This is a genomic window from Stenotrophomonas sp. JAG2, from assembly GCF_041080745.1.
GTDB lineage: Bacteria > Pseudomonadota > Gammaproteobacteria > Xanthomonadales > Xanthomonadaceae > Stenotrophomonas > Stenotrophomonas maltophilia_AA.
This window is the reverse complement of record NZ_JBEUMH010000007.1, coordinates 142,724-165,138: the sequence shown is the minus strand read 5'-3', so window position 1 is coordinate 165,138 and position 22,415 is coordinate 142,724. Positions and strand designations below refer to the sequence as shown.

Sequence of the window (22,415 nt, the reverse complement as noted above, 5' to 3'; positions counted from 1 at the left end):
GCGGCCGGCACTACCGGGCGTCGGCCGGCAGGAACACCGCCACGCACAGGCCGCCCTCGCGGCGGTTCTGCAGCGAGATGCGGCCACCATGCGCTTCGACGATCTCACGGGTCAGTGCCAGGCCGAGACCGGTGCCGTTGCGCTTGGTCGAGTAGAACGGCATCAGCGCGTTCTGCAGCACCGCGTCGTTCATGCCCTTGCCGCGATCCAGTACTTCCAGCCGCAGCCACTGGGGCAGGCGGGTCAGGCGGACCTCGACGTCGTCATTCGGCGGCTCGGCCTCGCCACACGCTTCATGGGCATTCTTGAGCAGGTTCAGCAGCGCCTGCCCGAGCTGGGCGATGTCCACGCGGCTCTGCAGATCGTCGGGTACCTCTGCCATCCGGAACGGAATCTGGTGCTGCAGCCCGCCCAGGAACAGGTTCCACTGCACGGTCTGCAACTGCGGCTGCGGCAGCTTGGCGAAGCGCGCATAGCCGCGGATGAATCCTTCCAGGTGGCGGGCGCGCTCTTCGATGGTGGTGAACACTTCTTCCAGCCGTTCGGTCTTGCCGCGCCGGACCAGCTCGCCACCGGAATGCGCCAGCGAGGCGATCGGCGCCAGGGAGTTGTTCAACTCGTGGCTGATCACCCGGATCACCTTCTTCCACGTCTGCACTTCCTGGCGGCGCAGTTCGGCGGTCAGCAGGCGGATCAGCAGCAGGTCGTGCGGGCGCCCGTTGAGATGGAAATTGCGGCGTGACAGATGGTAGATCTGCTCATCGTCTTCATCGTGCTCATCGTCGCTGTCCTGGCCTTCGCCGCGCACCGCGAACAGGCTGTCGCCGCCGCGGGCGATGGCATCGCGCAGTTCGATCGGCATCGTCGCCATGACATCGTGCATGCGCTGGCCTTCCAGCTTCCAGCCGCTGTGCAGCAGCTTGCGCGCCGCCAGGTTGGAGAACACCACGCGCTGCACGCCGTCGCCCCCGTGGGCCAGCAACAGCATCGACACCGGCGTGTTCTGCACCATGGTGTCCAGCAGCAGCTCGCGCTGGACCAGGTCCTGGCGCTGCGCGCGCAGCACGTCGCCCAGCTCGCGGTGGGCCTGGACCAGATCGCCCAGCTCATCATTGGACGGCCAGTAGATGCCGAAGTTGTATTCGCCGTCGCGGTAGCTGCTGGTGGTACCGGACAGGGCGCGCAGCAATGAGCGGATCGGTGCCGTCGCGCGGCGCAGGCTCCACCACATCAGCGCCAGCAGCACGACGACCGAAATGCACGTGACCGCCCAGCCATGGTCCAGCCAGTACGCGAGGTACCAGGGGAACGCAGCCGCCAGTGCCAGCACCGGCAGCAGGCGCAGGAACAACCGGAAGGTGAAGGAGCGCCGTTTCATTCGCGCGGAATGCCGTAGCGGTCCATGCGCCGGTACAGCGCCTGGCGGCTGAGCCCGAGTTCGGCAGCGGTCTGGGCGATGATGCCGTGGTTGTGGGCCAGTGCGGTCTCGATCCGGCTGCGGTCCGGGTCCACCGTCGGGGCGGCTGCGCGCGGTGCGGCGGTGCGCGGCAGGTTGAGATCGGCGACCTCGATGCGCGGGCCGGTGGCCAGCAGGTCGGCGCGCTGCAGCACGTTGCGCAGTTCGCGCACGTTGCCGGGCCAGGGGTGGCGTTGCAGCGCGGTGGCGGCGGCGGTGGACAGCGGCTTGCCACTGCCCAGGAAGCGTTCGGCCAGTGGCAGGATGTCGCCGGGCCGTTCGGCCAGCGGCGGCAGCGCCAGCTCGACGGTGTTGAGGCGGTAGTACAGGTCCTCGCGGAACTGGCCGTCGCGGATCATCGTCGGCAGGTCGGCATTGGTCGCGCTGATCACACGCACTTTGACCTGGCGCTCGCGGTTGGAGCCCAGCCGTTCGAAGCGGCCGGTCTCGAGTACGCGCAGCAGCTTCATCTGTCCGCTGGAGGAGAGGTTGCCGATCTCGTCCAGGAACAGCGTGCCGCCGTCGGCCGCTTCGAACTTGCCTTCGCGTGCCTTGTTGGCACCGGTGTAGGCGCCGGCTTCGGCACCGAACAGCTCGGCTTCGATCAGCTCGGCGGGAATCGCCCCGCAGTTGAGCGCGACGAACGGTCCCTTGGCGACCAGCGAGTTGGCCTGGATGATCTCGGCGATCTTCTCCTTGCCCGCACCGTTGGGACCGGTGATCAGCACCGGCAGTGCCGAGCGTGCGACCTGGCAGGCCAGGCTGACCACGCGCTCGCTGGCAGGATCGGCCACCACCGCACCGCGCAGGTCGTAGCGCGCCTCCAGCGCCGAACGGTCGCGCTGTTCGCGGTCGCGGCGGCGATCGAGTTCGCGGCGGGTTTCGGAGAGCTCCAGCAGGTTGTTGACCGTGATCAGCAGCTTGCGGTCGTCCCAGGGCTTGGCCAGGTAGTCCGCCGCGCCGGCCTTGACCAGATCGACCGCGCTGCTGAGATGCGTCCAGGCGGTCAGCAGGATGACCGGCAGGTCGGGGTGGCGGGCGCGGATCTGCTGGAACAGCGCTTCACCTTCCTCGCCGGAGGTGGTGTCCTCCGTGAAGTTCATGTCCTGGATCACCAGGTCCACCGGCTGTTGTTCCAGCAGCTCCAGCCCCTGTTCGGGCGAAAGCGCGTGCAGGGTGTCGATGTCGTGCAGCGAGAACAGCACGTCGAGTGCCGTGCCGACGCTGGCGTTGTCGTCAATGATCAGGATCGAGGGCATGCGGCAACGAAGGACCAGGAAGAAGGCAGAGAGTACCGGAGCCGTGGGCCCTGGTGCAGGGCGGGGCCTTGCTGGCCGCTGCCGGACTGCGGCCCCCGCCCTTGCGGGGACCGCCTTCGGAACGGGCCGTCAGGCACTCCGGGTGGCGACGGCGGGGGGCACGGCCGCGGCGCGGCGGGCCGGGCCGAAGACCGCGATCTGGCCGAGCAGCCACAGCAGGACCGCGCCGATCGGCAGGTAGCTGATGGGCATGCGCGGCAGCTCGTAGTTGTTCATCAGCCACAGGTTGATCGTGTAGGCCATCAACATGCCCAGCACGATGCCGACCGTCGCCAACAGGAAGTTCTCGGTCTGGAAGTAACGCAGGATCTGGCTGCGGGTGGCGCCCAGCGCACGGCGGATGCCGATCTGCTTGGTGCGCTGCTGCACCCAGAAGCTGGCCAGGCCGACGATGCCCAGTGCGGTCACCACCAGCAGTGCCACGCACACGGTGATCAGCAGGCCGACCATGGCGCGGTCGTTGGCGAAGTACTTCTTGCGCTGTTCCTCGTAGGTGGATTTGCCGCGGATCAGCCGGCTCGAATCGACGCGTTCCAGTGCCGTCACCGCTGCCTTGATCACTTCGTCCCGGCGCGCGGGATCGGTGACACGGATCAGGTAGAAGCCTTCGTCGTAGGTCGCCCGCAACGGCAGCATGATCGAATACTGGATGTCGCCGCCTACCGCATTCGGGCGGGCCAGCACCTTGACGATGCCGACGATGCGCAATGGCATGGAACCGCTGTAGACCGTCTTGCCCAATGCATCACCGCCGGGGAACATCTTGTCGGCAATCGCCTTGGTGACGATGATCGCCGAGCCCGTTTTTTCGGCGTTCTCGTCGGTCAGGGCATCCGCTGCGTCGCGGTATTCGTCGCTCTGGAAATCGCGGCCGGCGATCAGCTCCACGCCAAGGGTCTCCAGCGCGCCTTCGCGGGCGAAGTACTGGGACGTGCTCAGCGTCGAGCGTTCCTGGTTGGGAGTCAGCCCCAGGCCCGTGTTCCAGGAGCTGTTGCGGAACGGAATCTGGTTCAGCGTCACGGCACTCTTGACGCCCGGAATGGCCTGCAATGCCGCCAGGTCTTCGCGGGTGCGCGCTGCGGCATTGACCTGGGTGCCGATGCCGCCCAGGCGGACTTCGATCAGTTCGGTTTCGGCGATGCCACTGGGCTGGTTGATCTTCTCGATGCGCTGGCCGATCAGGAACAGCGCATTGCAGACGATGGCGCAGGTCAGGGCGATCTCGAGCACGATCAGCGATGCGGCGGTTTTATGCCGGCGGAGCGTGGAGAGGATGGGACGGATATCCATGGTGTGCTCCGGATCCTTACTGCGATTTGAGTTGGATGGCGGGCGCGACCTGCATGGCGCGCAGCGCCGGCAGGAAACCGGCCAGCAGGCTGGCGACCAGGGTCAACGCGAAGGTCATCAGCAGCATCTGCCCATCCAGCGTGGCCAGCTTGGCGTAGTCCACCGGTTGCTGGCGCACGGCGTACAGCCCCAGCATCGCCAGCACCAGGCCGAGCAGGCCGCCGGCCAGGCCGACCGTACCGGCCTCGATGAGCGACTGCAGGAAGATCTGGCCGCGGCTGGCACCCAGCGCCCGGCGCACGCCGATCTCGCCACTGCGGCGCAGGAACTTGGCCAGCAGCAGGCCCACGGTATTGATCAGGCAGACCAGCAGGAAGCCCATCGCCAACCACAGCTGCAGGCGTACGTCACCGGGGACCACCTTCTTGTAGTCCAGCCACTCCATGACATTGCGCAGACGAACGTTGTTGGGACGCTCGAAGCGGCCGGCCGCACGCTGCTGGTCGGAGTAGTTTTCCAGGTAGCGGCGGTACTCCGCAGCCTGCCCGGCATTCTCCAGCTCCACCCAGTACTGGATCCAGGTGCAGCTGGCGGTCGGGCCGGTCGGATCGGGTTCGTTGCGGCGGCCGAAGCAGTCCATGCTGCCGCTGCGGTCGAACTTCAAATCGATGGCCGTGGTGAAGGGAACGAACACATCTTCGCTGTCGCCATAGCGACCGGTATTGAGATCGTAGAAGTGCGGGTTGGGGTGCCACTCGTCCAGCACGCCCACCACGGTCATCGTGTTGCCATTGATGCGCAGCGACTTGCCGACGCTGTTGGCGCCATCGAACAGCTTCTGGTTGAGTGTCTTCGTGATCACCGCGACCCGGCCGCGGCCTTCGTCATCGGATTCCTTCCATCCCTGGCCGTACTGGAACGGGGTATCGAACATCGGGAAGAAGTCGCCCGAGGTGTAGCGAGAATCCGTGACGAACGGACGCAGCGTGCTGCTGTCCGGCTCGATGGTGACGCCGCCACCGGTCATCATCGCCTGGCGCTTGGCATGTTTCTCGCTCAGCAGTTTGGTGGCATCGAAGCGGGTCAACTGGTCGGCCGGTTCTTCGCCAGGCTGATAGCCAAGCGCCGACTGTGGATCAATCTGGACGCTGAAGAGCCGGTCGCTCTTCTGCGGAATCGGATCACCGGACAGCACGTGGAACACGGTCAGCGTGGTCATCGACGCGCCGATGCCCAGCGCGATGGCGATCACCATCAGCGCGGTCAGCACCTTGTTGCGCCGGAAACTGCGCAGGGCCAGTCGGAAGTAGTAAGCGATCATGGCCGGCCTCAGTCGTTGGCGATGGCAGCGGCAACCGCGGGGCGCGGCGTGGAGAGCACCGGATCGCGCAGCAGGTCGGTGACCTGGCCGTCGACGATGTGCACGTTGCGCTTGGCACGGGCGGCCAGTTCGGGGTCGTGGGTCACCATCACGATCGTGGTGCCCTTGGCATTGATTTCTTCCAGCAGCTCCATGACGCCACGGGCCATCTGGCTGTCCAGGTTGCCGGTCGGTTCATCGGCCAGCAGCAGGCGCGGGCTGCCCGCCAGCGCCCGCGCGATCGCGGCGCGCTGTTGCTGACCACCGGAGAGTTCGGCCGGGTAGTGCTTCATGCGCGAGCCCAGGCCCACCTGGGCCAGCGCGTGCTCGATGCGCTCCTTGCGCTCGGCAGCGGGCATGCCGCGGTAGCGCAGCGGCACATCGACGTTGTCGAACAGGTTCAGATCGGAGATCAGGTTGAAGCCCTGGAAGATGAAGCCGATCTTCTGGTTGCGCAGGCGGCTGCGCGCGTCATCGCCGAGCTGGCTGACGTCCTGGCCATCAAGCAGGTAGGTGCCGCTGGTGAAGGTCTCCAGCAGGCCGGCGATGTTGAGGAAGGTGGTCTTGCCCGAACCGGACGGACCGGTCACGGCAACGAACTCGCCTTCGCGGACGTGCAGGTCCAGCGACCGCAGGGCATGGGTTTCCACCTGTTCGGTGCGGAAGACTTTGGCGACCGAGCGCATTTCAAGCATGGCTGTTTTCCTTTGAAAGTCGAGAGGATCGAAAGGGAATGATTCAGTTGACGGACACGCGCTCGGCATCGCCGAACAGATCGCTGCCGGAGACCACGACGCGGTCGCCGGGCTGCAGGCCGGAAAGGATTTCCACTTCACCCAGGCTGCTCACGCCGAGCTTGACCGGGCGGCGGATGGCATGGCTGCCCTCCATGACGTAGGCGTAGCCGTTGCCCTGTTCGACGAACGGGCCGCGCTCGATCTTGAGTGCGTTGCGGCGGGTATCGAGCAGCACGCGGGCCTGCATCCGCTGGCTCTGGCGCAGGCCCTGCGGCTGCTTGTCGGCGAAACGGATGCGGGCATTGACCTCGCCGGCGACCACTTCCGGGGAGACGGCGGAAATCTCGCCGGCGAACTGGCCGCTGCCGCCGGTCAGCTGCGCAGGCATGCCGATCGTCAGCTCCCGGGCGAAGCTTTCCGGCACCTTGATCTCGATCTCGAAGCGCGACAGGTCGACCACGCCCAGGATCGGCGCATTGGCGACCACATTGGTGTGCTGGGTCGCCTGCACCTGGCCGACCTGGCCATCGAACGGCGCACGCAGCGTGAGGGCGTCGACCTGGCGCTCGACCTCGGTCACCACCGCACGCTGGCGGTCGGCGAGCAGGCGCTTGTTGCGCGCATCGAGGTCGGCGCCCTGGGCCTTGAGCATGGCATCCTTGCGGGCATGCTCGAGCTGGATGTCGCTCTTCTTGACCGTGTCTTCGGCCTTGGCGACATCGACCTGCGGCACCGCGCCCCCATCGAAGCCACGCTTGTAGCGCTCCAGATCGCGCACGGCCGCCTGGCGTTCGATCACCGCCTGGTCGGTATCCTTCTGGGCCGTGGCGCGCGCCAGGGTCGCATCCAGGGTGGCGCGGCTGGCCTCGGCCTGCAGGCCGGCCAGGGTGGCCTGTTCCTGGGCCAGCTTGCTGCGCAGTTCGGGGCTGTCGATCACGGCCAGTTCCTGGCCCTGCTTGACCACGTCACCGGCCACCACCTTCAGGTTCACGTTGCCGGCGGAGATCGCATACAGCACCGGGTTGTTGGCCGCGATCACGCGACCGTCCGCGGCGATGTCGCGGACCATGTCGCCGCGGGTGACCTCGGCGATGCGGACGCGGGCGCTGTCGAAGGAGCGGCTGGCCCCGAGCCAGGCACGGGCGGCGAAGCCGATCGCCAGCAGCACGACCAGCGCGGCGACCGCCGGCCACAGCCAGCGCTTCCACGGGGCGGGCGCGGCATGCGAGGAAAGGGTCTGGTCCTGGGCGGAAGTGTCGCGGATCATCGGGCTCGTTCGCGGTTGGGTTACGAAGTACCAAGCAGACTCCGTGCCAAGTTTTCACCCTTTGAAAACAAGGGCTTGCGAAATCGGTCGCGTGTCCGTGTGTCCGCGGACACCGGGCCGGACACTTTCGTTAAGCGGACAGCGCCCAAGCGTCCGGGGCCGCCGCGCTAGAATGCGGGGCTTACCAGCAGGGATCTGAATCTATGTGCGGCATTGTGGGAGCGATCGCCCATCGCGACGTGGTACCGGTACTCATCGAAGGATTGAAGCGGCTGGAATACCGGGGCTACGACTCCTCCGGCATTGCCGTGATCGACGCCTCTGCCGCCGCACCCGATGTCCGCCGCGTGCGCCGCACCGGCCGCGTGGCCGAGATGGAGAAGGCCGCCGCGAGCGAAGGCTTCCAGTCGCTGCTGGGCATCGGCCACACCCGCTGGGCGACCCATGGTGGCGTGACCGAGGCCAATGCGCACCCGCACATCAGCCACGGCGTCGCGCTGGTCCACAACGGCATCATCGAGAACCATGAAGAACAGCGCGAGAAGCTGCGCGCGCTGGGCTACGTCTTCGAGTCGCAGACCGACACCGAAGTGATCGCGCATCTGATGCACCATCATCTGAAGGCAGGCGACAGCCTGCTGTCGGCGCTGCAGCGCACGGTCAAGGAGCTGACCGGTGCCTACGCGCTGGCGGTGATGAGCCGTGCCGAGCCGGATCACTTCGTGTGCGCGCGCATGGGCTGCCCGCTGCTGATCGGCGTCGGCGAGGGCGAGAACTTCGTCGCTTCCGACGTCTCGGCGATCCTCCAGGCCACCCGCACGGTGATCTTCCTGGAAGAGGGCGACACGGCCGATATCCGCCGTGATGGCGTGCAGGTGTATGACGAGCACAACCAGCCGATCGTGCGCGACGTGCACCTGTCCGATGTATCGCTGGCCTCGCTGGAGCTGGGCCCGTACCGCCACTTCATGCAGAAGGAAATCCACGAGCAGCCGCGCGCGCTGGGCGACACCATCGAAGCGGCGATCGATGCCGGCGGTTTCCCGGCCACGTTGTTCGGCAAGAATGCCGAGGCCGTGCTGTCGGATATCGAAGGCGTGCAGATTCTTGCCTGCGGTACCAGCTATTACGCCGGGCTGACCGCGCGCTACTGGATCGAAGCGATCGCCGGGCTGCCGTGCAGTGTCGAGATCGCCAGCGAATACCGCTATCGCGCGGCCTATGCGAATCCCAAGCACCTGATCGTCACCATCTCCCAGTCCGGCGAAACGCTGGATACGATGGAGGCGCTCAAGTACGCCAAGTCGCTCGGCCACCTGCATACGCTCTCGATCTGCAACGTGCCCGAGAGCGCGATCCCGCGTGCCAGTGAACTGGTCTGCTATACCCGTGCCGGTGCCGAGATCGGCGTTGCCTCGACCAAGGCCTTCACCACCCAGCTGGCCGCGCTGTTCCAGCTCACCGTGGTGCTGGGCAAGCTGCACGGCCGCATCGATGCCGCGCAGGAAGCGGACTACCTGGAGCAGCTGCGCTTCCTGCCGGGCAGCGTGCAGCATGCGCTGAACATGGAGCCGCAGATCGCCGCGTGGGCCGAGCGCTTCGCGCGCAGGAACAGCGCGTTGTTCCTGGGCCGTGGGCTGCATTACCCGATCGCGCTGGAAGGCGCGCTCAAGCTCAAGGAAATCTCGTACATCCACGCCGAGGCCTATCCCGCCGGCGAGCTCAAGCATGGCCCGCTGGCGTTGGTGGATGAAGAGATGCCGGTGGTGGTGATCGCCCCGAACGACAGCCTGCTGGAAAAGGTCAAATCCAACATGCAGGAAGTGCGTGCCCGCGGCGGTGAGCTGTTCGTGTTCGCCGACCAGGACAGCAACTTCGTCGAGTCCGAAGGCGTGCATGTGATCCGCACGCCGCGCCATGCCGGCGTGCTGAGCCCGATCGTGCATACGATTCCGGTGCAGCTGTTGGCCTACCACACCGCGCTGGCCCGCGGGACAGACGTGGACAAGCCGCGCAACCTGGCCAAGAGCGTGACGGTGGAGTGATGCGTCCGCCGCCAAGGCGGCGCTGATGCGTATCGAGGGTGGCCCTGCGGGGCCACCCTTTTTTGTGCGCCACCCATGGGGTGGCTCTACGCGGCCGCCGGCACTGGAACTTTAGTCGTGCCCTGCGGCGGCATTCAGCGACGGTTTTACTGGCGGTGCCATTCTCAGGGTCGTCCCCCGCTTCCACGACGAACCGTCCCAGATTTGCAAACTCCTGGGCCGGGGTGCGGACGTAGAATCGAATGACCGAGGACCGCGTGGCGATGCCACCGACCTCGCTGCAACCAGGCGCATCTCTCGACTTCAGTAACCTGTAACAGGAAACAAGAATGAACGTCCGCGAACTCCTGCAATCCAAGAAAGAAGCCATCGTCACCATCGATGTGGAAGACACCATCGGTGCCGCGGCCCACAAGATGAGCGCGCACAAGATCGCCGCCCTCGTGGTGATGAAAGACGATGCACCGGTGCGTATCGTGTCCGAGAAGGACATCGTGCGCAGCCTTGCGGAAGATGGTCCCCAGGCGGGCAGGCGGGTCATCTCCACGCTGCCGTCGGCAGGGCTGGAAGGCATCGGCCCCGACGCGAGCCTCAAGCAGGCGATGGCGCTGATGACGTACTCCCGCCATCGTCATCTGATGGTGACCGAAGGCGCCACGCTGGTCGGCATCCTGAGCCTGGGCGATATCGTGAAGAATCTGCTCAGCGAGCTGGAGCTGGAGAAGGCGGTCCTGCAGGACATCTACATGGCGGCGCACTGACGCTGCCCGATCTGCGTTGACGGGCATTGCCGGCCATCGGCCGGCAACCCCATGCGAGGTCAACGTGTACGTTGGACCTCGACCAGGTGCTGGAGGTCGTCCTTCAGCAGCCGATAGGCCTCGTCGCGCGCCGCATCGCCGGTCTGCCGCAGTACCCACGACGGATGTACCGTGGCAAACGCCCGCGTGCCATCGTCCAGTACGTGCCAGCGCCCGTGGTTCTTCATCAGATTGAAGCCGGCCCCGAACACGGCCGTGGCCGCGCTCGCCCCCAGGCAGACGATCACCTGCGGTCGCACGTTCTCTATCTCGCCCATCAGCCAGGGCCGACACGCGTTGATGTGGGTCATCTGCGGCTTACTGTGGATGCGCCGCTTGCCGCGCCGCTCGAAACGGAAGTGCTTGACCGCATTGGTCAGGTAGAGCGCGCTGCGCTCGATGCCGAGTTCGCGCAGCGCACGATCCAGCAGCTGCCCGGCGGGGCCGACGAACGGATGGCCGCTGAGGTCCTCGCTGTCCCCGGGTTGTTCGCCGACCAGCATGATCGATGCATTCGGTGGACCTTCACCGAACACCGTCTGCGTGGCCGGTTCCCACAGCGGACAGCGGCGGCACGCCGCGGCGGCCTCGCGCAGCGCGTCGAGCGTGGCAGGCGTCGTCTCTGCGGCGGGCTCCGGTGCCGCGATGGCCTGGGGAATGCGCCGCCGCGGGGCCTGCGCTTCACGGTCGTGCATCTCCTGCACCCGGTCACCGGCATCACGCACCAGCTGTGGCAGCAACGAGGCTTCGGGCAGGTGCTTCCAGTATCTGGCGGGAATCTCCTGCTGCATCATGCGCGTGTTGAGCCTGGCTGGATTGAAGATGTTGGCGTAGTAGGTGCGCCACAATGCTTCGCGTGCGTCTTCCATCGGTGCATCGCTTTGGCGGCCGCCCGTGCCGAACGACAGCTGCTGCCCATCCCAGTGCACGCTGCGGTACGGCGTCAGGATCGCCCAGCGCATGCCGGCGAATCGTCGCGCGAAAAACGGTGCGACGCGGTCGACGATCTGGTGATCCGGTTCGAACCAGGCAATGAACGCATCCTGTTCGCCGGGCACCTCCCGGAAGCGCACGAAGGCCTTCATCTTGTGCGTGTCGCGGCGTACCGCCTGGCTCAAGGCCATGGCGCGAAGCACGTCGGCATCGGCGGGATTGGACAGCAGGCTGCGTTCGCCATGGGTGATGCGCCACAGCATGCGATAGAGCAGTGACATCCGCTGCGGATCGCGATGGCACAGGCAGATGGCAGCCAGCTCGACAAAGCTCTTGGGGACATGGACCTGCGGCTCGGCCTGTGGCGCGCTGTCCTCCACCGAGGTCAACGATGGCGCATCCAGCAGCGACGTCTCGCTGCCAGGCAACCAGTCCAGTTGATCCGGCGCGACCGCGTGGCGCAGGGCCAGGCGCGCGGCGGTGCGCCACGCTTCCAGCGACCATGCCGGGTCGACCCGCACACTCCAGCGCGACATGTCAGTGGGCGGCCGCGTCGGGGAACAACGCGCCCTGTCGCGGCGGTGGTGCCAGTCGGGCACGTAGTGCCGCCGGGTCATCCAGTGCACGCCGCGGATGATGGTCGGCCAGCTGCACGAACGGCAGCAGCTTGCTCATCGGCGCACGCAGGCGGGCCACATCGGCCACACGCAGGCGTCCATGCCGCCGCGCCATCAGCACGCGCTTGACGTTGCGCACGCCGAGCCCGGGCACGCGCAGCAGCAGCTCCTTGGGCGCGATGTTGAGATCCACCGGGAAGCGCTCGGGGTGGCGGATCGCCCAGGCCATCTTTGGGTCGATGTCCAGGTCCAGCATGCCGCCCTGGGTGGTATCGGTGATTTCCTCCACGCCGTACCCGTAGAAGCGCAGCAGCCAGTCGGCCTGGTAGAGGCGGTGCTCGCGTGCCAGCGGGGGCGCCTGCAGGGGCAGCGCCTTGCTCGCATCGGGGATGGGGCTGAAGGCGGAGTAGTAGACGCGGCGCATCCGATAGTTGCCGTACAGATTGTCGGCCGCGCTGAGGATCTGCTTGTCGCTGGCACCGTCGGCCCCCACGATCATCTGGGTGCTCTGCCCGGCCGGCGCGAAGCGGGGGGCGCGGGCCCGGCGGCCGCGCAGGGCCGGCGCGGGGGACGCTGCGGCGGCTGCCGAGGATGATGGCGCGTCAGGGTCCGGATGGGACGTGCGCGCTTCCTTGGCTTCCTCGATGCGCCAGCGGAGCTCGCCCATCGCGCCGCGGATCGACGGCAGGGATTTTTCCGGCGCGAAACTGGCCAGCCCGGCCTCGGTCGGCAGCTCGATGTTGATCGACAGCCGATCGGCATGGCGTCCGGCAAGCGCAAGAAGTTCCGGGGAGGCTTCCGGAATGGTCTTGAGGTGGATGTAGCCGCTGAACCGGCGTTCTTCGCGCAGCACGCGCGCGATCTCCACCATCTGCTCCATGGTGTAGTCGGCATTGCGGATGATCCCGCTGGAGAGGAACAGCCCCTCGATGTAGTTGCGCTTGTAGAAGTCCATCGTCAGCGCGACCACTTCCTCCACGCTGAAGCGCGCCCGCTGCACGTTGCTCGATACGCGGTTGACGCAGTACGCGCAGTCGTAGATGCAGAAGTTGGTCAGCAGGATCTTGAGCAGCGACACGCACCGCCCATCGGGCGTGTAGCTGTGGCAGATTCCCATCCCCTCGGTACTGCCGATGCCGCCGGATGCACGCGAATCGCGCTTGCCCGCGCCACTGGAGGCGCAGGACGCGTCGTACTTCGCGGCATCGGCAAGGATGGCCAGTTTGCGGATCGTCTCCATGGAAAGACCGTACCGAGGCACGATCTCATCCAGTGAGACGCATCAGATAGTCCCTGAAGAATTCAGGTTCCGACTCAGCCTTCGAAGGTCACTTTCACCGAGTCCGCGCTGTAGGTGGCCGGCCCATGGAACACCACTTCGATGTTGTTGCCATCCGGATCCAGCGCGAACGCCGCGTAGTAGCCCGGATGGTAAGGACGCTCGCCCGGAGCGCCGTTGTCCTTGCCACCGTTGGCCAGCGCCGCCTGGTGGAAGGCCTCGACGGTGGCGCGGTCGCGCGCCTGGAAGGCGAGGTGGTGGCGACCGGTGAGCTGGCCCAGCGCCGCGTCGCTGTCCGGCGTGGAGATGAACAGTTCGTCGGCCCAGAAGTAGGTGTCGCCTTCGCCGGCGATCGGAATGCCGATCGTGTCGAACACGGCCTGGTAAAAGCGGCGGCTGGCGGCGAGATTCCTGACCACCAGTTGCAGGTGATCGATCAGGCGGCCGCGGTGCAGTTCCATCGTTTCCATACCGGCTCCGTTGGGTGGTGGGACGGGGCGCAGATATACCACTGGACGCAGCGCGACGCATCGCGGCGGTGTCGACCTTGCTGACTACGCGCAGCGGTCTGTCGGCCACGGCCCTTCCGCCGGCCCGCACGCTGACCTACGCTGCGCGCTGGCGTCATGAACGCGCAGGCGGAGGAGGCACGATGCTGTGGATGGTGATGATGGCCCAGGCGGTCGCAGGCGACGCGGGCTATGAACAGGTGCGGGCGCTGGCGCAACGCGATGAAGCCAGCCTGGCACCGGCGGCGTATGCGGAGATGCTGGACAGCATGAGCCGGGTCGGCGGGGCCAGCTTCACGCGCTGCATGCCCACGCCCGCGCCGCAGGCGCTGGCGCCCTTCACCGTGGTGCTGCAGCTGGATGCGCAGGGCAAGGTGGTGCGGACATGGCGCGAAGGCGAGGAGGCGGTTGCGCGCTGCGTTGATGCGGGGTTCGCTGGGAAAACGTTGTTCGTGCCGCCGAAGGCGCCGTTCCATGCGGCCTTCGAGTTCCAGGTCCAGCCCTAGCCCTAGCCTCGACAACGCGCCGGCGGGGCCGGCGCGTCGTGGAGAGGCGGGATCAGGCGATCGGGGTATTGGAGATGATCTCCACCCAGTAGCCGTCCGGATCCTTGATGAACGCCAGGTGCTTCATGCGGCCGTCTTCCAGGCGCTTCTGGTAGGGCACCTGCAGGGCGTCGAAGCGCTTGCAGGCGGCCTGGATGTCCGGCACGGAGACACAGATGTGGCCGAAGCCGCGCGGGTCGGTATTGCCGTCGTGGTAGACCGGGCCGTCCTGGTTCTCGGTGCCATGGTTGTGGGTCAGCTCGAGCACGCCGGGGATGCCGGCCATCCAGACGCGGCGCGCATCGTCGCCCTCGGGGATCTGCGTGCCGGCCGGCAGCAGGGCCAGGAAGTACAGGCTGAATTCGGCCTCGGGAAAATCGCGCTGGTCGATCAGGCGGAAGCCGAGCACGCGGGTGTAGAAGTCCAGCGATGCGGCGGCGTCCTTGACGCGCAGCATGGTGTGGTTGAACACGAAGCCGGTGGTTTCGGCGGGCACCTGGGCGGCGACACCCGGTTGGTTCTGGAACGCGGCAAGGCTCATGGGGGATCCTGGGGCGGGGCCGCATCGGCGCGGCGGACAGGCCATTTTAGCGGTCCCGGCTGGGCGGGGTGGCGGGTAGAATGGTGTGTCTCCCTGAGCAGCGTTCACCATGTCCCAGCGTGAATGGGTGGCCGCCGCCATCCGCAAGATCGAAGCCGACTTCAACCGTTCGGCCGATACCCACCTGATTCCGATGGACCTGCCGGGGTTCGAGGGCATCGACCTGTACTTCAAGGACGAGTCCAGCCATCCCACCGGCAGCCTGAAGCATCGCCTGGCGCGCTCGCTGTTCCTGTATGCGCTGACCAACGGCTGGCTGCGCGAAGGACGTCCGGTGATCGAAGCCTCCAGCGGCTCCACCGCCGTGTCCGAGGCGTATTTCGCCCGCCTGCTGGGCCTGCCGTTCATCGCGGTGATGCCGGCAACGACCTCGCCGGAGAAGATCGCGGCGATCGAGTTCCATGGCGGCCGTTGCCATCTGGTCGAGCGTGCCTGCGACCTGAACTGCGATTCGGAAACGCTGGCCCGCGAAACCGGCGGCCACTTCATGGACCAGTTCACCTATGCCGAGCGTGCCACCGACTGGCGCGCGAACAACAACATCGCGGAATCGATCTTCAAGCAGATGGCCGAGGAGCCGCATCCGGTGCCCGAGTGGATCGTGTGCAGCCCGGGCACCGGCGGCACCGCGGCGACGCTCGGCCGCTACGTGAGCTACCGCCGGCATGACACCCGCATCCTGTGCGCGGACCCGGAGGTCTCGGTGTTCTATGACGGCTACTGCGCCGCGCTGGCCGGGCAGCCCTGGCGCGAGCTGACCTGCAGTGGCGGCTCGCGGGTGGAAGGCATCGGTCGGCCGCGGGTGGAGTCCAGTTTCATCCCGACCAGCGTCGATGCGATGGTCAAGGTGCCCGATGCGCTGAGCCTGGCGGCGATGCGCCACGTCAGCCGCCAGCTGGGCCGCCGCGTGGGCGGCTCCACCGGGACCAATTTCATCGGCGTGCTGCAGGCCGCGCAGCTGATGCGCGATGCCGGCCGCAGCGGCTCGATCGTGACCATCCTGTGCGACAGCGGCGAGCGCTACGCGCACAGCTATTACAACCCCGAGTGGTACCCGAAGCAGGGCATCGACGTGGAGGGCGCCGATGCGCTGCTCGCCGCTGCCGTGGCCGGGCAGGGGCTGCCGGTGCTGCCCTGCGTCTCGCTGGAAGCGTTGTACTGAGCGGGGCGCCGGATCTGGCGTGAACCTGGCCCATCGGCGCACGCCGGGGCCTTGTGCGGGGTGGGGGGCAATGCCATATCGTGGGGTGATGCCGCTGCGGCGGCCCCGTTGTCTGGAGATGCCTGTGACCCCCACCAACCCGCTGCTCGATTTTTCCGGCCTGCCGCGCTTCGATGCGATCCGGCCTGAGCACATCGCCCCGGCGATCGACGCGCTGCTCGCCGAGGCCGAGGCGGCGGTGAAGACCGCCGAGACCGTCACCCCGGTGACCTGGGCGAGCTTCGCCGACCCGCTCGACGATGCCACCGAGCGCCTGTGGCGCGCGTGGGGCCAGGTCGGCCACCTGCAGGCCGTGGTGAATACCCCGGCGCTGCGCGAGGCCTACAACGCCAACCTGCCCAAGGTGACCCGCTTCGGCAGCGCGCTGGGCCAGAACCTGGCGCTCTACCAGCAGTACCGCGCCCTGGCCGCCGCGCCGGAAGCGGCGCAGTACGATCCGGCACGCCGCAAGGTGCTGGAGAACGCGCTGCGCGATTTCCGCCTGGGCGGTGCTGAACTCGATGGCGCCGGCAAGGCGCGCTACAGCGCGATCCGCGAGGAACTGTCCGCGCTGTCGGCGACGTTCTCGCAGAATGTGCTGGACGCCACCGATGCCTGGTCGCTGCACGTGGAAGACCCGGCCGAGCTGGCCGGCCTGCCGGACGACGTGATCGCTGCCGCCCGTGCCGCGGCGGAGAAGGACGACCTGCCTGGCTGGAAACTGACCCTGCAGATGCCGTGCTACCTGCCGGTGCAGACGTATGCGGAGCATCGCCCGCTGCGTGAAGCGCTGTACCGCGCCAACGCGATCCGTGCCTCCGAGTTCGGCGATGCCGCGCTGGACAACAGCGGCAACATCGATCGCGTGCTGGCGCTGCGTACGGAGCTGGCCACGCTGCTGGGCTTCGCCAACTACGCCGAGTATTCGATCGCGACCAAGATGGCCGAGGATGCGCCGCAGGTGTTGGGTTTCCTGCGCGATCTGGCCGCGCGTGCCAAGCCGTACGCACAGCGCGACCGCGCCGAGCTGGACGCGTTTGCCCGCGACGAACTGGGCATGCCCGCGCTGGAGGCCTGGGACCTGGCATTCGCCGCGGAGAAACTGAAGCAGGCGCGTTACAGCTATTCCGAGCAGGAGGTGAAGCAGTACTTCACCGAGCCGAAGGTGCTGGACGGCCTCTTCAGCGTGATCCGCAGTCTGTATGGCCTGGAGGTCCAGCCGGACGACGCGCCAGTCTGGCACCCGGATGTGCGCTTCTTCCGCCTGGTCGACGCACAGGGTGCGCTGGTCGGCCAGTTCTATCTGGATCTGTACGCACGCGAAGGCAAGCGCGGCGGCGCGTGGATGGACGATTGCCGCAACCGCCGCGATACCGCCGCCGGTGTGCAGACGCCGCTGGTGTACCTGGTCTGCAATTTCGGCAAGGGCGCCGCGGGACAACCGGCGACCTTCAGCCACAGCGATGTGACCACGCTGTTCCATGAAATGGGCCATGGCCTGCACCAGTTGCTGACCCGCATCGGCGAACTCGGCGTGGCCGGCATCAATGGCGTGGAGTGGGACGCGGTGGAGCTGCCGAGCCAGTTCATGGAGAACTTCTGCTGGGAATGGGAGCGCGTGCAGGCGATGACCGCCCACGTGGGCACCGGCGAGCCGCTGCCTCGCGCGCTGTTCGACCGCATGCTGGCCGCGCGCAATTTCCAGAGCGGCATGTTCACCGTGCGCCAGCTGGAATTCGCCCTGTTCGACATGCAGCTGCACAGCGATTTCGATCCGACCCAGGACAGCGTGCAGGCGTTGCTGGAGCGCGTGCGCGATGAAGTGGCGGTCAACCGCCCCCCCGCCTGGAATCGCTTCCCCAATCAGTTCAGCCACATTTTTGCCGGTGGCTATGCGGCCGGCTATTACAGCTACAAATGGGCCGAAGTGCTCAGCGCCGATGCCTATGCCGCGTTCGAGGAAGCCCCGGACAAGGTGACCGAAACCGGCCAGCGGTTCCGCGATGAAGTGCTGGCGCGTGGCGGCAGCCGTAGTGCGGCGGAAAACTTCGCTGCGTTCCGCGGTCGCGCGCCGACCGTGGATGCGCTGCTGCGCCATAACGGGATGGCGTAATACAGGGGGCGTGGTGCCATGCAATACGGGGAGCCGGCCAGCGGCCGGCACTACGTTGCGTGGAGATTACGTGCCTGGAGTGGCACGTGACTCACTCCGCGTAGATCATCTTCCGGGTCATGCCGCCATCGACGATGTGGTCCTGGCCGGTGATGAAGCCGGCCAGATCCGAGAGCAGGAAGACGGCCAGCGCGCCGATGTCCGGCGGCTGGCCGACACGGCCGACCGGATGCTGCGCATGATCGCGGCGCGAGAGCTTGGGCGTGCGCCGGCGTGACGGTGCCTGCCAGGCATCGGTGGTGATCCAGCCGGGGCTGATGCTGTTGACCCGCACCGCCGGCCCTTCGCTCAACGCGAGCGCATGGGTGAAGGCGACCAGCCCGCCCTTGGCGGCGGCATAGGCTTCACTGTCCGGTTCGGACTGCCACGCGCGCGTCGAGGCGATGTTGACGATCGCGCCCGTGTGTTCGCGCAGGGCCGGCAGCGCGTGCTTGCTGCACAGGAAGGCGCCGTGCAGGCTGGAGAGGCGGCGTTGCCACTCAGCCACCGGCATGTCCGCCAACGGCGTGCCATGTGCGCTGGCGATGCCGGCATTGTTGACCAGACCGTCGATGCGGCCAAAGCGCTTGAGCGTGGCCTTCATCAACGCCTGCACGCTGCGCTCGCTGGCCACGTCCGCGCGCTGGAACGCCGCGCGTTCGGGCAGCGCCCATTCCTTCAGGCAGGCCTTGCCGGCATCGGCATCCAGATCGGCGATCATCACGCTGCCGCCGGCGCCGAGCACGGACTGCGCGATGCCGCGGCCGACCCCCTGTGCACCGCCGGTGATCACCACCACGCGGTCGCGCAGCGGCTGTGCCGGCCAGTCGAGGATCGGCGGCGTCAGTGACACGGCGGCATGTCGTTGCGGCCCAGCAGGCGCGTCCAGCCTTCGATGCCGAGCTTGTCCAGCGTTTCGATGTTGCGCTCCACGATCACGTCCGGATCCGGGAACGCGGCGACCGCACGCTCGACGCTGTCTTCGCGCAGCAGGTGCAGGGTCGGGTAGGGCGCGCGGTTGGTGTAGTTGCTCACGTCATCCGGCGCCGCGCCGGCGAACTGGTACTGCGGATGGAAGCTGGCCACCTGCAGGATGCCCTGCAGATCCAGTGCTTCGATCGCCGCATCGGCGTTGTCGAGGAAATCGTTGTAGTCCAGGAAATCGGTCAGCACGTCCGGGTGCACGATCAGCGTGGTGTCGATCTGCTCGGCCGGGGTATCGCGCAGCAGGATCAGCTCTTCGGCCAGTTCTTCGACCAGTGCTTCGGGGGTGGTGGCATCGCTGAGCACGAACCGCACCTGCTCCTTCACGTACACCGCTTTGGCGAACGGGCACAGGTTCAGGCCGATGACGATCTGCTCCAGCCATTTCCGGGTCTCGGCGATCGGGTCGTGGGTGGCGGTGAGGGACGCATCGTTCATGGCGGGCGGTGTCGCTGGCTGGGCTGTTGATTGTACGGCGCGGCGTGTGGGTGCCGGTGTACGCACGCTTCCACTGTCCATTAACTGGACACCCGTCATGCTGATAAATCCTTATCCGGCAAGCACTTGCAGAGCGCCAGCCACTGGCCAATAGGCAGTGGGCCGCCGCAGGTATCCAATGGCCGGGTACACGACGCAAGGAGTTATCCGCGATGGCAACACATGCATTCCTGCCGACGGCCACCTGGTCCGGCAAGCTCTTCGATGGCCAGTGGACCTCGGGTGCAGGCACCCAGGACGTGGTCGAACCGGCCACCGGTGAACGCCTGGGCGAGATCGCGATGGCCGACCCGGCGCAGATCGCGCGCGCCGCCGCCACCGCCGCCAAGGCGCAGCGCGACTGGGCCAGCGCCCCGTATGACACCCGCGCGCAGATCCTTCGCCGCGCCGCGCAGCTGGCCGAAGAACACAACGATGAGATCGTGCAGTGGCTGGTCCGCGAAAGTGGCTCAACCCAGCTCAAGGCGGGCTTCGAGGCCAAGGTGAATACCAAGGCGCTGCATGAAGCGGCGGCACTGCCCTCGCGCAGCATCGGCGAAGTGCTGCCCTCCGAACCGGGCCGGTTGAACCTGGCGCGTCGCCGTCCGCTCGGCGTGGTCGGGGTGATCGCGCCCTTCAACTTCCCGCTGTACCTGGCCATGCGTGCGGTCGCCCCGGCGCTGGCGCTGGGCAACGCGGTGGTGCTCAAGCCGGATCCGCGTACCGCCGTGTGCGGTGGCTTCGTGATCGCGCGCCTGTTCGAACTGGCCGGGTTGCCGGCCGGCCTGCTGCACGTGCTGCCCGGTGATGGCGCGGCCGGTGCGGCGCTGACCAGCGACCCGAACATCGCGATGATCCAGTTCACCGGCTCCACCGGCGCCGGGCGCAAGGTCGGCGAAGCGGCCGGCAAGCACCTCAAGAAAGTGTCGCTGGAACTGGGCGGCAAGAACTCGCTGATCGTGCTCGATGACGCGGACATGGATCTGGCCATCGCCAACACGGCGTGGGGTGTCTACCTGCACCAGGGCCAGATCTGCATGGCGACCGGCCGAGTATTGGTCCAGCGCAGCATCCATGCCCGCTTCCTGGAGAAGCTGGTGGCCAAGGCGAAGTCGCTCAAGGTCGGCAATCCGGCCGATGGCGAGGTGGCGATCGGGCCGCTGATCAACGCCCAGCAGCGCGACCACGCCGCGCGCATCGTCGCCGAGGCGCAGGCCGCCGGTGCCACGCTCGCGACCGGGGGTGGCTACAAGGATCTGTTCTTCGAGCCGACCGTGCTCAGCGATGTGAGCCGCGACAACCCGGCCTTCCACGAAGAAATCTTCGCGCCGGTCGCGGTGGTGGTGCCGTTCGATACCGATGATGAGGCGGTCGAGCTGGCCAATGACAGCGAGTACGGCCTGTCGATGGCGATCGTGTCCAGCAATGTCGGCCGCGCACTGAAGCTCGGCGAACGACTGCGCACCGGCCTGCTGCACATCAACGACCAGACCGTGAACGATGAGGTGATCAATCCGTTCGGTGGCGTCGGCGCCTCGGGCAACGGCACCAGCATCGGTGGCCCGTCCAACATCGACGAGTTCACCCAGTGGCAGTGGATGACCGTCAAGGGCGAAGCGCCCGCCTATCCGATCTGAACCAGGAGACCCTCATGACCGCAACAGCAGAACTGCGCGACATCACCGTGGCCGTGGTGCGCGAAAAAGAACAGCCCTTCACGATCGAGAAGGCGCGCATCCGTGGTCCGCAGGACGATGAAGTCCTGGTCCGCGTGGTCGCCACCGGCCTGTGCCATACCGACCTGATCGTGCGTGACCAGTACTACCCCGTGCCGCTGCCGGCGGTGCTCGGCCACGAAGGCGCGGGTATCGTGGAAGCGCTCGGCCCGGGTGTGAAAGACCTCAAGGTGGGCGACCACGTCGTGCTGACCTACGGCGCCTGCGGCCACTGCAATCCGTGCAGCGTCGGCCACGGCGCGTACTGCAAGGACTTCTTCGGGCTCAACTTCGGTGGCGGTGCGCTGGACGGCTCCACCGCGATCCAGGACCCGGACGGCAACCCGCTGCACGATCACTTCTTCGCGCAGTCCTCGTTCGCCACCTACGCACTGAGCCGCGAGAACAACGCGATCAAAGTGCCCGACGATGCGCCGATCGAACTGCTCGGCCCACTCGGTTGCGGCATCCAGACCGGCGCCGGTGCGGTGATCAATTCGCTCAAGGTGACCGCCGGCAGCAGCTTCGCCAGCTTCGGTGCGGGCGCGGTCGGCCTGAGTGCGGTGATGGCCGCGCGCGTGGCTGGTGCGACCACCATCATCGCCATCGACGTGGTGCCTTCGCGCCTGGAACTGGCCATGGAACTGGGGGCCACGCATGTGATCAACAGCCGCGAGGTCGATGTGGTCGACGCGGTGCGCGGGATCACCGGCGGCGGCGCCAACTTCGCACTGGAATCCACGGGGCGTCCGGAGGTGTTGGCACAGGGCATCGAAGCGCTTGGCGGGCTGGGTGTGATCGGTGTGGTCGGCGCCCCGAAGCTGGGGACCAAGGCCGAGTTCGACGTCAACAACCTGCTGCTCGGCGGACGCAGCATCCGCGGCATCGTGGAAGGCGACAGCGTGCCCAAGGTATTCATCCCGCAGCTGGTGCAGCTGTACCAGCAGGGCCGCTTCCCGTTCGACAAGCTGGTGAAGTTCTACCCGCTGGACCAGATCAACCAGGCCGCCGAGGACAGCACCCGCGGTGTCACCCTCAAGCCGATCCTGACCATCGGCGGGTGAAACGGTCCGTCGCGGACATGCGTGCCTGCGACGACGTATCAGTCAGCTTTGCGGGAGTAGGCTG

Annotated in this window: 19 protein-coding genes; 7 read left to right on the top strand and 12 right to left on the bottom strand. The window is 67.0% G+C overall.

The features are described 5' to 3' along the window. Positions 1-10: 10 nt before the first annotated feature. From AB9O74_RS11120 to AB9O74_RS11095, 6 genes are all read right to left on the bottom strand, one after another. Positions 11-1,378, bottom strand: coding sequence for a PAS domain-containing sensor histidine kinase (locus AB9O74_RS11120; protein ID WP_369349340.1), 1,368 nt, complete (start codon positions 1,376-1,378; stop codon positions 11-13). Then, a complete protein-coding gene (locus AB9O74_RS11115; protein WP_176988120.1) occupies positions 1,375-2,715 on the bottom strand; it encodes a sigma-54 dependent transcriptional regulator in 1,341 nt (446 codons plus the stop codon). Before AB9O74_RS11115 ends, AB9O74_RS11120 begins: the two co-directional genes overlap by 4 nt. A 129-nt stretch (positions 2,716-2,844) precedes the next feature. After that, positions 2,845-4,065: an ABC transporter permease gene (locus tag AB9O74_RS11110; protein ID WP_369349339.1), complete on the bottom strand. Its 1,221-nt coding sequence runs from the start codon at positions 4,063-4,065 to the stop codon at positions 2,845-2,847. Between the two features lie 16 nt (positions 4,066-4,081). Then, positions 4,082-5,386 (bottom strand): ABC transporter permease, encoded by a 1,305-nt coding sequence (locus AB9O74_RS11105; protein ID WP_369349338.1) that lies wholly within the window; start codon positions 5,384-5,386, stop codon positions 4,082-4,084. An 8-nt stretch (positions 5,387-5,394) separates the two neighbouring features. Next, complete coding sequence (locus AB9O74_RS11100; protein WP_176988123.1) at positions 5,395-6,120, bottom strand: ABC transporter ATP-binding protein; 726 nt, start codon at positions 6,118-6,120, stop codon at positions 5,395-5,397. A gap of 43 nt (positions 6,121-6,163) precedes the next feature. Next, on the bottom strand, positions 6,164-7,429 hold the full coding sequence (locus AB9O74_RS11095; protein WP_176988124.1) for an efflux RND transporter periplasmic adaptor subunit: 1,266 nt from the start codon (positions 7,427-7,429) through the stop codon (positions 6,164-6,166). Between the two features lie 203 nt (positions 7,430-7,632). On the opposite strand from AB9O74_RS11095, the gene glmS reads away from it, so the two are divergent. Both glmS and AB9O74_RS11085 read left to right on the top strand, forming a co-directional pair. Further along, on the top strand, positions 7,633-9,474 hold the full coding sequence (glmS, locus tag AB9O74_RS11090) for a glutamine--fructose-6-phosphate transaminase (isomerizing) (RefSeq protein WP_346489320.1): 1,842 nt from the start codon (positions 7,633-7,635) through the stop codon (positions 9,472-9,474). A 329-nt stretch (positions 9,475-9,803) separates the two neighbouring features. Next, the gene (locus AB9O74_RS11085) at positions 9,804-10,235 is read left to right on the top strand and encodes a CBS domain-containing protein (RefSeq protein ID WP_176988126.1); all 432 of its coding nucleotides are present in this window, start codon (positions 9,804-9,806) and stop codon (positions 10,233-10,235) included. 59 nt (positions 10,236-10,294) lie between these two features. Here the strand turns inward: AB9O74_RS11085 and AB9O74_RS11080 are convergent, their stop codons facing one another. The 3 genes from AB9O74_RS11080 to AB9O74_RS11070 form a co-directional block, all read right to left on the bottom strand. Next, positions 10,295-11,743, bottom strand: a complete 1,449-nt coding sequence (locus tag AB9O74_RS11080; RefSeq protein ID WP_369349337.1) for a UdgX family uracil-DNA binding protein — start codon at positions 11,741-11,743, stop codon at positions 10,295-10,297. A 1-nt stretch (position 11,744) separates the two neighbouring features. After that, positions 11,745-13,064 carry a putative DNA modification/repair radical SAM protein gene (locus tag AB9O74_RS11075; RefSeq protein WP_369349336.1) on the bottom strand — a complete coding sequence of 440 codons (1,320 nt, stop codon included), beginning with the start codon at positions 13,062-13,064 and terminating at the stop codon, positions 11,745-11,747. A 74-nt stretch (positions 13,065-13,138) separates the two neighbouring features. Next, the gene (locus AB9O74_RS11070) at positions 13,139-13,573 is read right to left on the bottom strand and encodes a VOC family protein (protein WP_369349335.1); all 435 of its coding nucleotides are present in this window, start codon (positions 13,571-13,573) and stop codon (positions 13,139-13,141) included. 182 nt (positions 13,574-13,755) lie between these two features. On the opposite strand from AB9O74_RS11070, the gene AB9O74_RS11065 reads away from it, so the two are divergent. Then, the gene (locus AB9O74_RS11065) at positions 13,756-14,118 is read left to right on the top strand and encodes a hypothetical protein (RefSeq protein ID WP_369349334.1); all 363 of its coding nucleotides are present in this window, start codon (positions 13,756-13,758) and stop codon (positions 14,116-14,118) included. A 52-nt stretch (positions 14,119-14,170) separates the two neighbouring features. Here the strand turns inward: AB9O74_RS11065 and gloA are convergent, their stop codons facing one another. Next, positions 14,171-14,698, bottom strand: a complete 528-nt coding sequence (gloA, locus tag AB9O74_RS11060) for a lactoylglutathione lyase (RefSeq protein WP_369349333.1) — start codon at positions 14,696-14,698, stop codon at positions 14,171-14,173. A 109-nt stretch (positions 14,699-14,807) separates the two neighbouring features. Here gloA and AB9O74_RS11055 point away from each other — a divergent pair, with 109 nt between their 5' ends. Next, entirely contained in the window at positions 14,808-15,920 is a 1,113-nt protein-coding gene (locus AB9O74_RS11055; protein ID WP_176988132.1) for a PLP-dependent cysteine synthase family protein, read from the top strand. A gap of 118 nt (positions 15,921-16,038) precedes the next feature. Further along, entirely contained in the window at positions 16,039-18,072 is a 2,034-nt protein-coding gene (locus AB9O74_RS11050; RefSeq protein ID WP_369349332.1) for a M3 family metallopeptidase, read from the top strand. Between the two features lie 91 nt (positions 18,073-18,163). Here AB9O74_RS11050 and AB9O74_RS11045 read toward each other — a convergent pair whose 3' ends face one another. After that, on the bottom strand, positions 18,164-18,964 hold the full coding sequence (locus AB9O74_RS11045) for an SDR family oxidoreductase (protein ID WP_369349331.1): 801 nt from the start codon (positions 18,962-18,964) through the stop codon (positions 18,164-18,166). Continuing rightward, complete coding sequence (locus AB9O74_RS11040) at positions 18,955-19,533, bottom strand: DUF1415 domain-containing protein (RefSeq protein WP_176988135.1); 579 nt, start codon at positions 19,531-19,533, stop codon at positions 18,955-18,957. Before AB9O74_RS11040 ends, AB9O74_RS11045 begins: the two co-directional genes overlap by 10 nt. Positions 19,534-19,745: 212 nt before the next feature. On the opposite strand from AB9O74_RS11040, the gene AB9O74_RS11035 reads away from it, so the two are divergent. Beyond that, positions 19,746-21,209: a benzaldehyde dehydrogenase gene (locus AB9O74_RS11035; RefSeq protein ID WP_369349330.1), complete on the top strand. Its 1,464-nt coding sequence runs from the start codon at positions 19,746-19,748 to the stop codon at positions 21,207-21,209. 14 nt (positions 21,210-21,223) lie between these two features. Further along, positions 21,224-22,351 carry an NAD(P)-dependent alcohol dehydrogenase gene (locus AB9O74_RS11030; protein ID WP_369349329.1) on the top strand — a complete coding sequence of 376 codons (1,128 nt, stop codon included), beginning with the start codon at positions 21,224-21,226 and terminating at the stop codon, positions 22,349-22,351. Positions 22,352-22,415 lie beyond the last annotated feature (64 nt).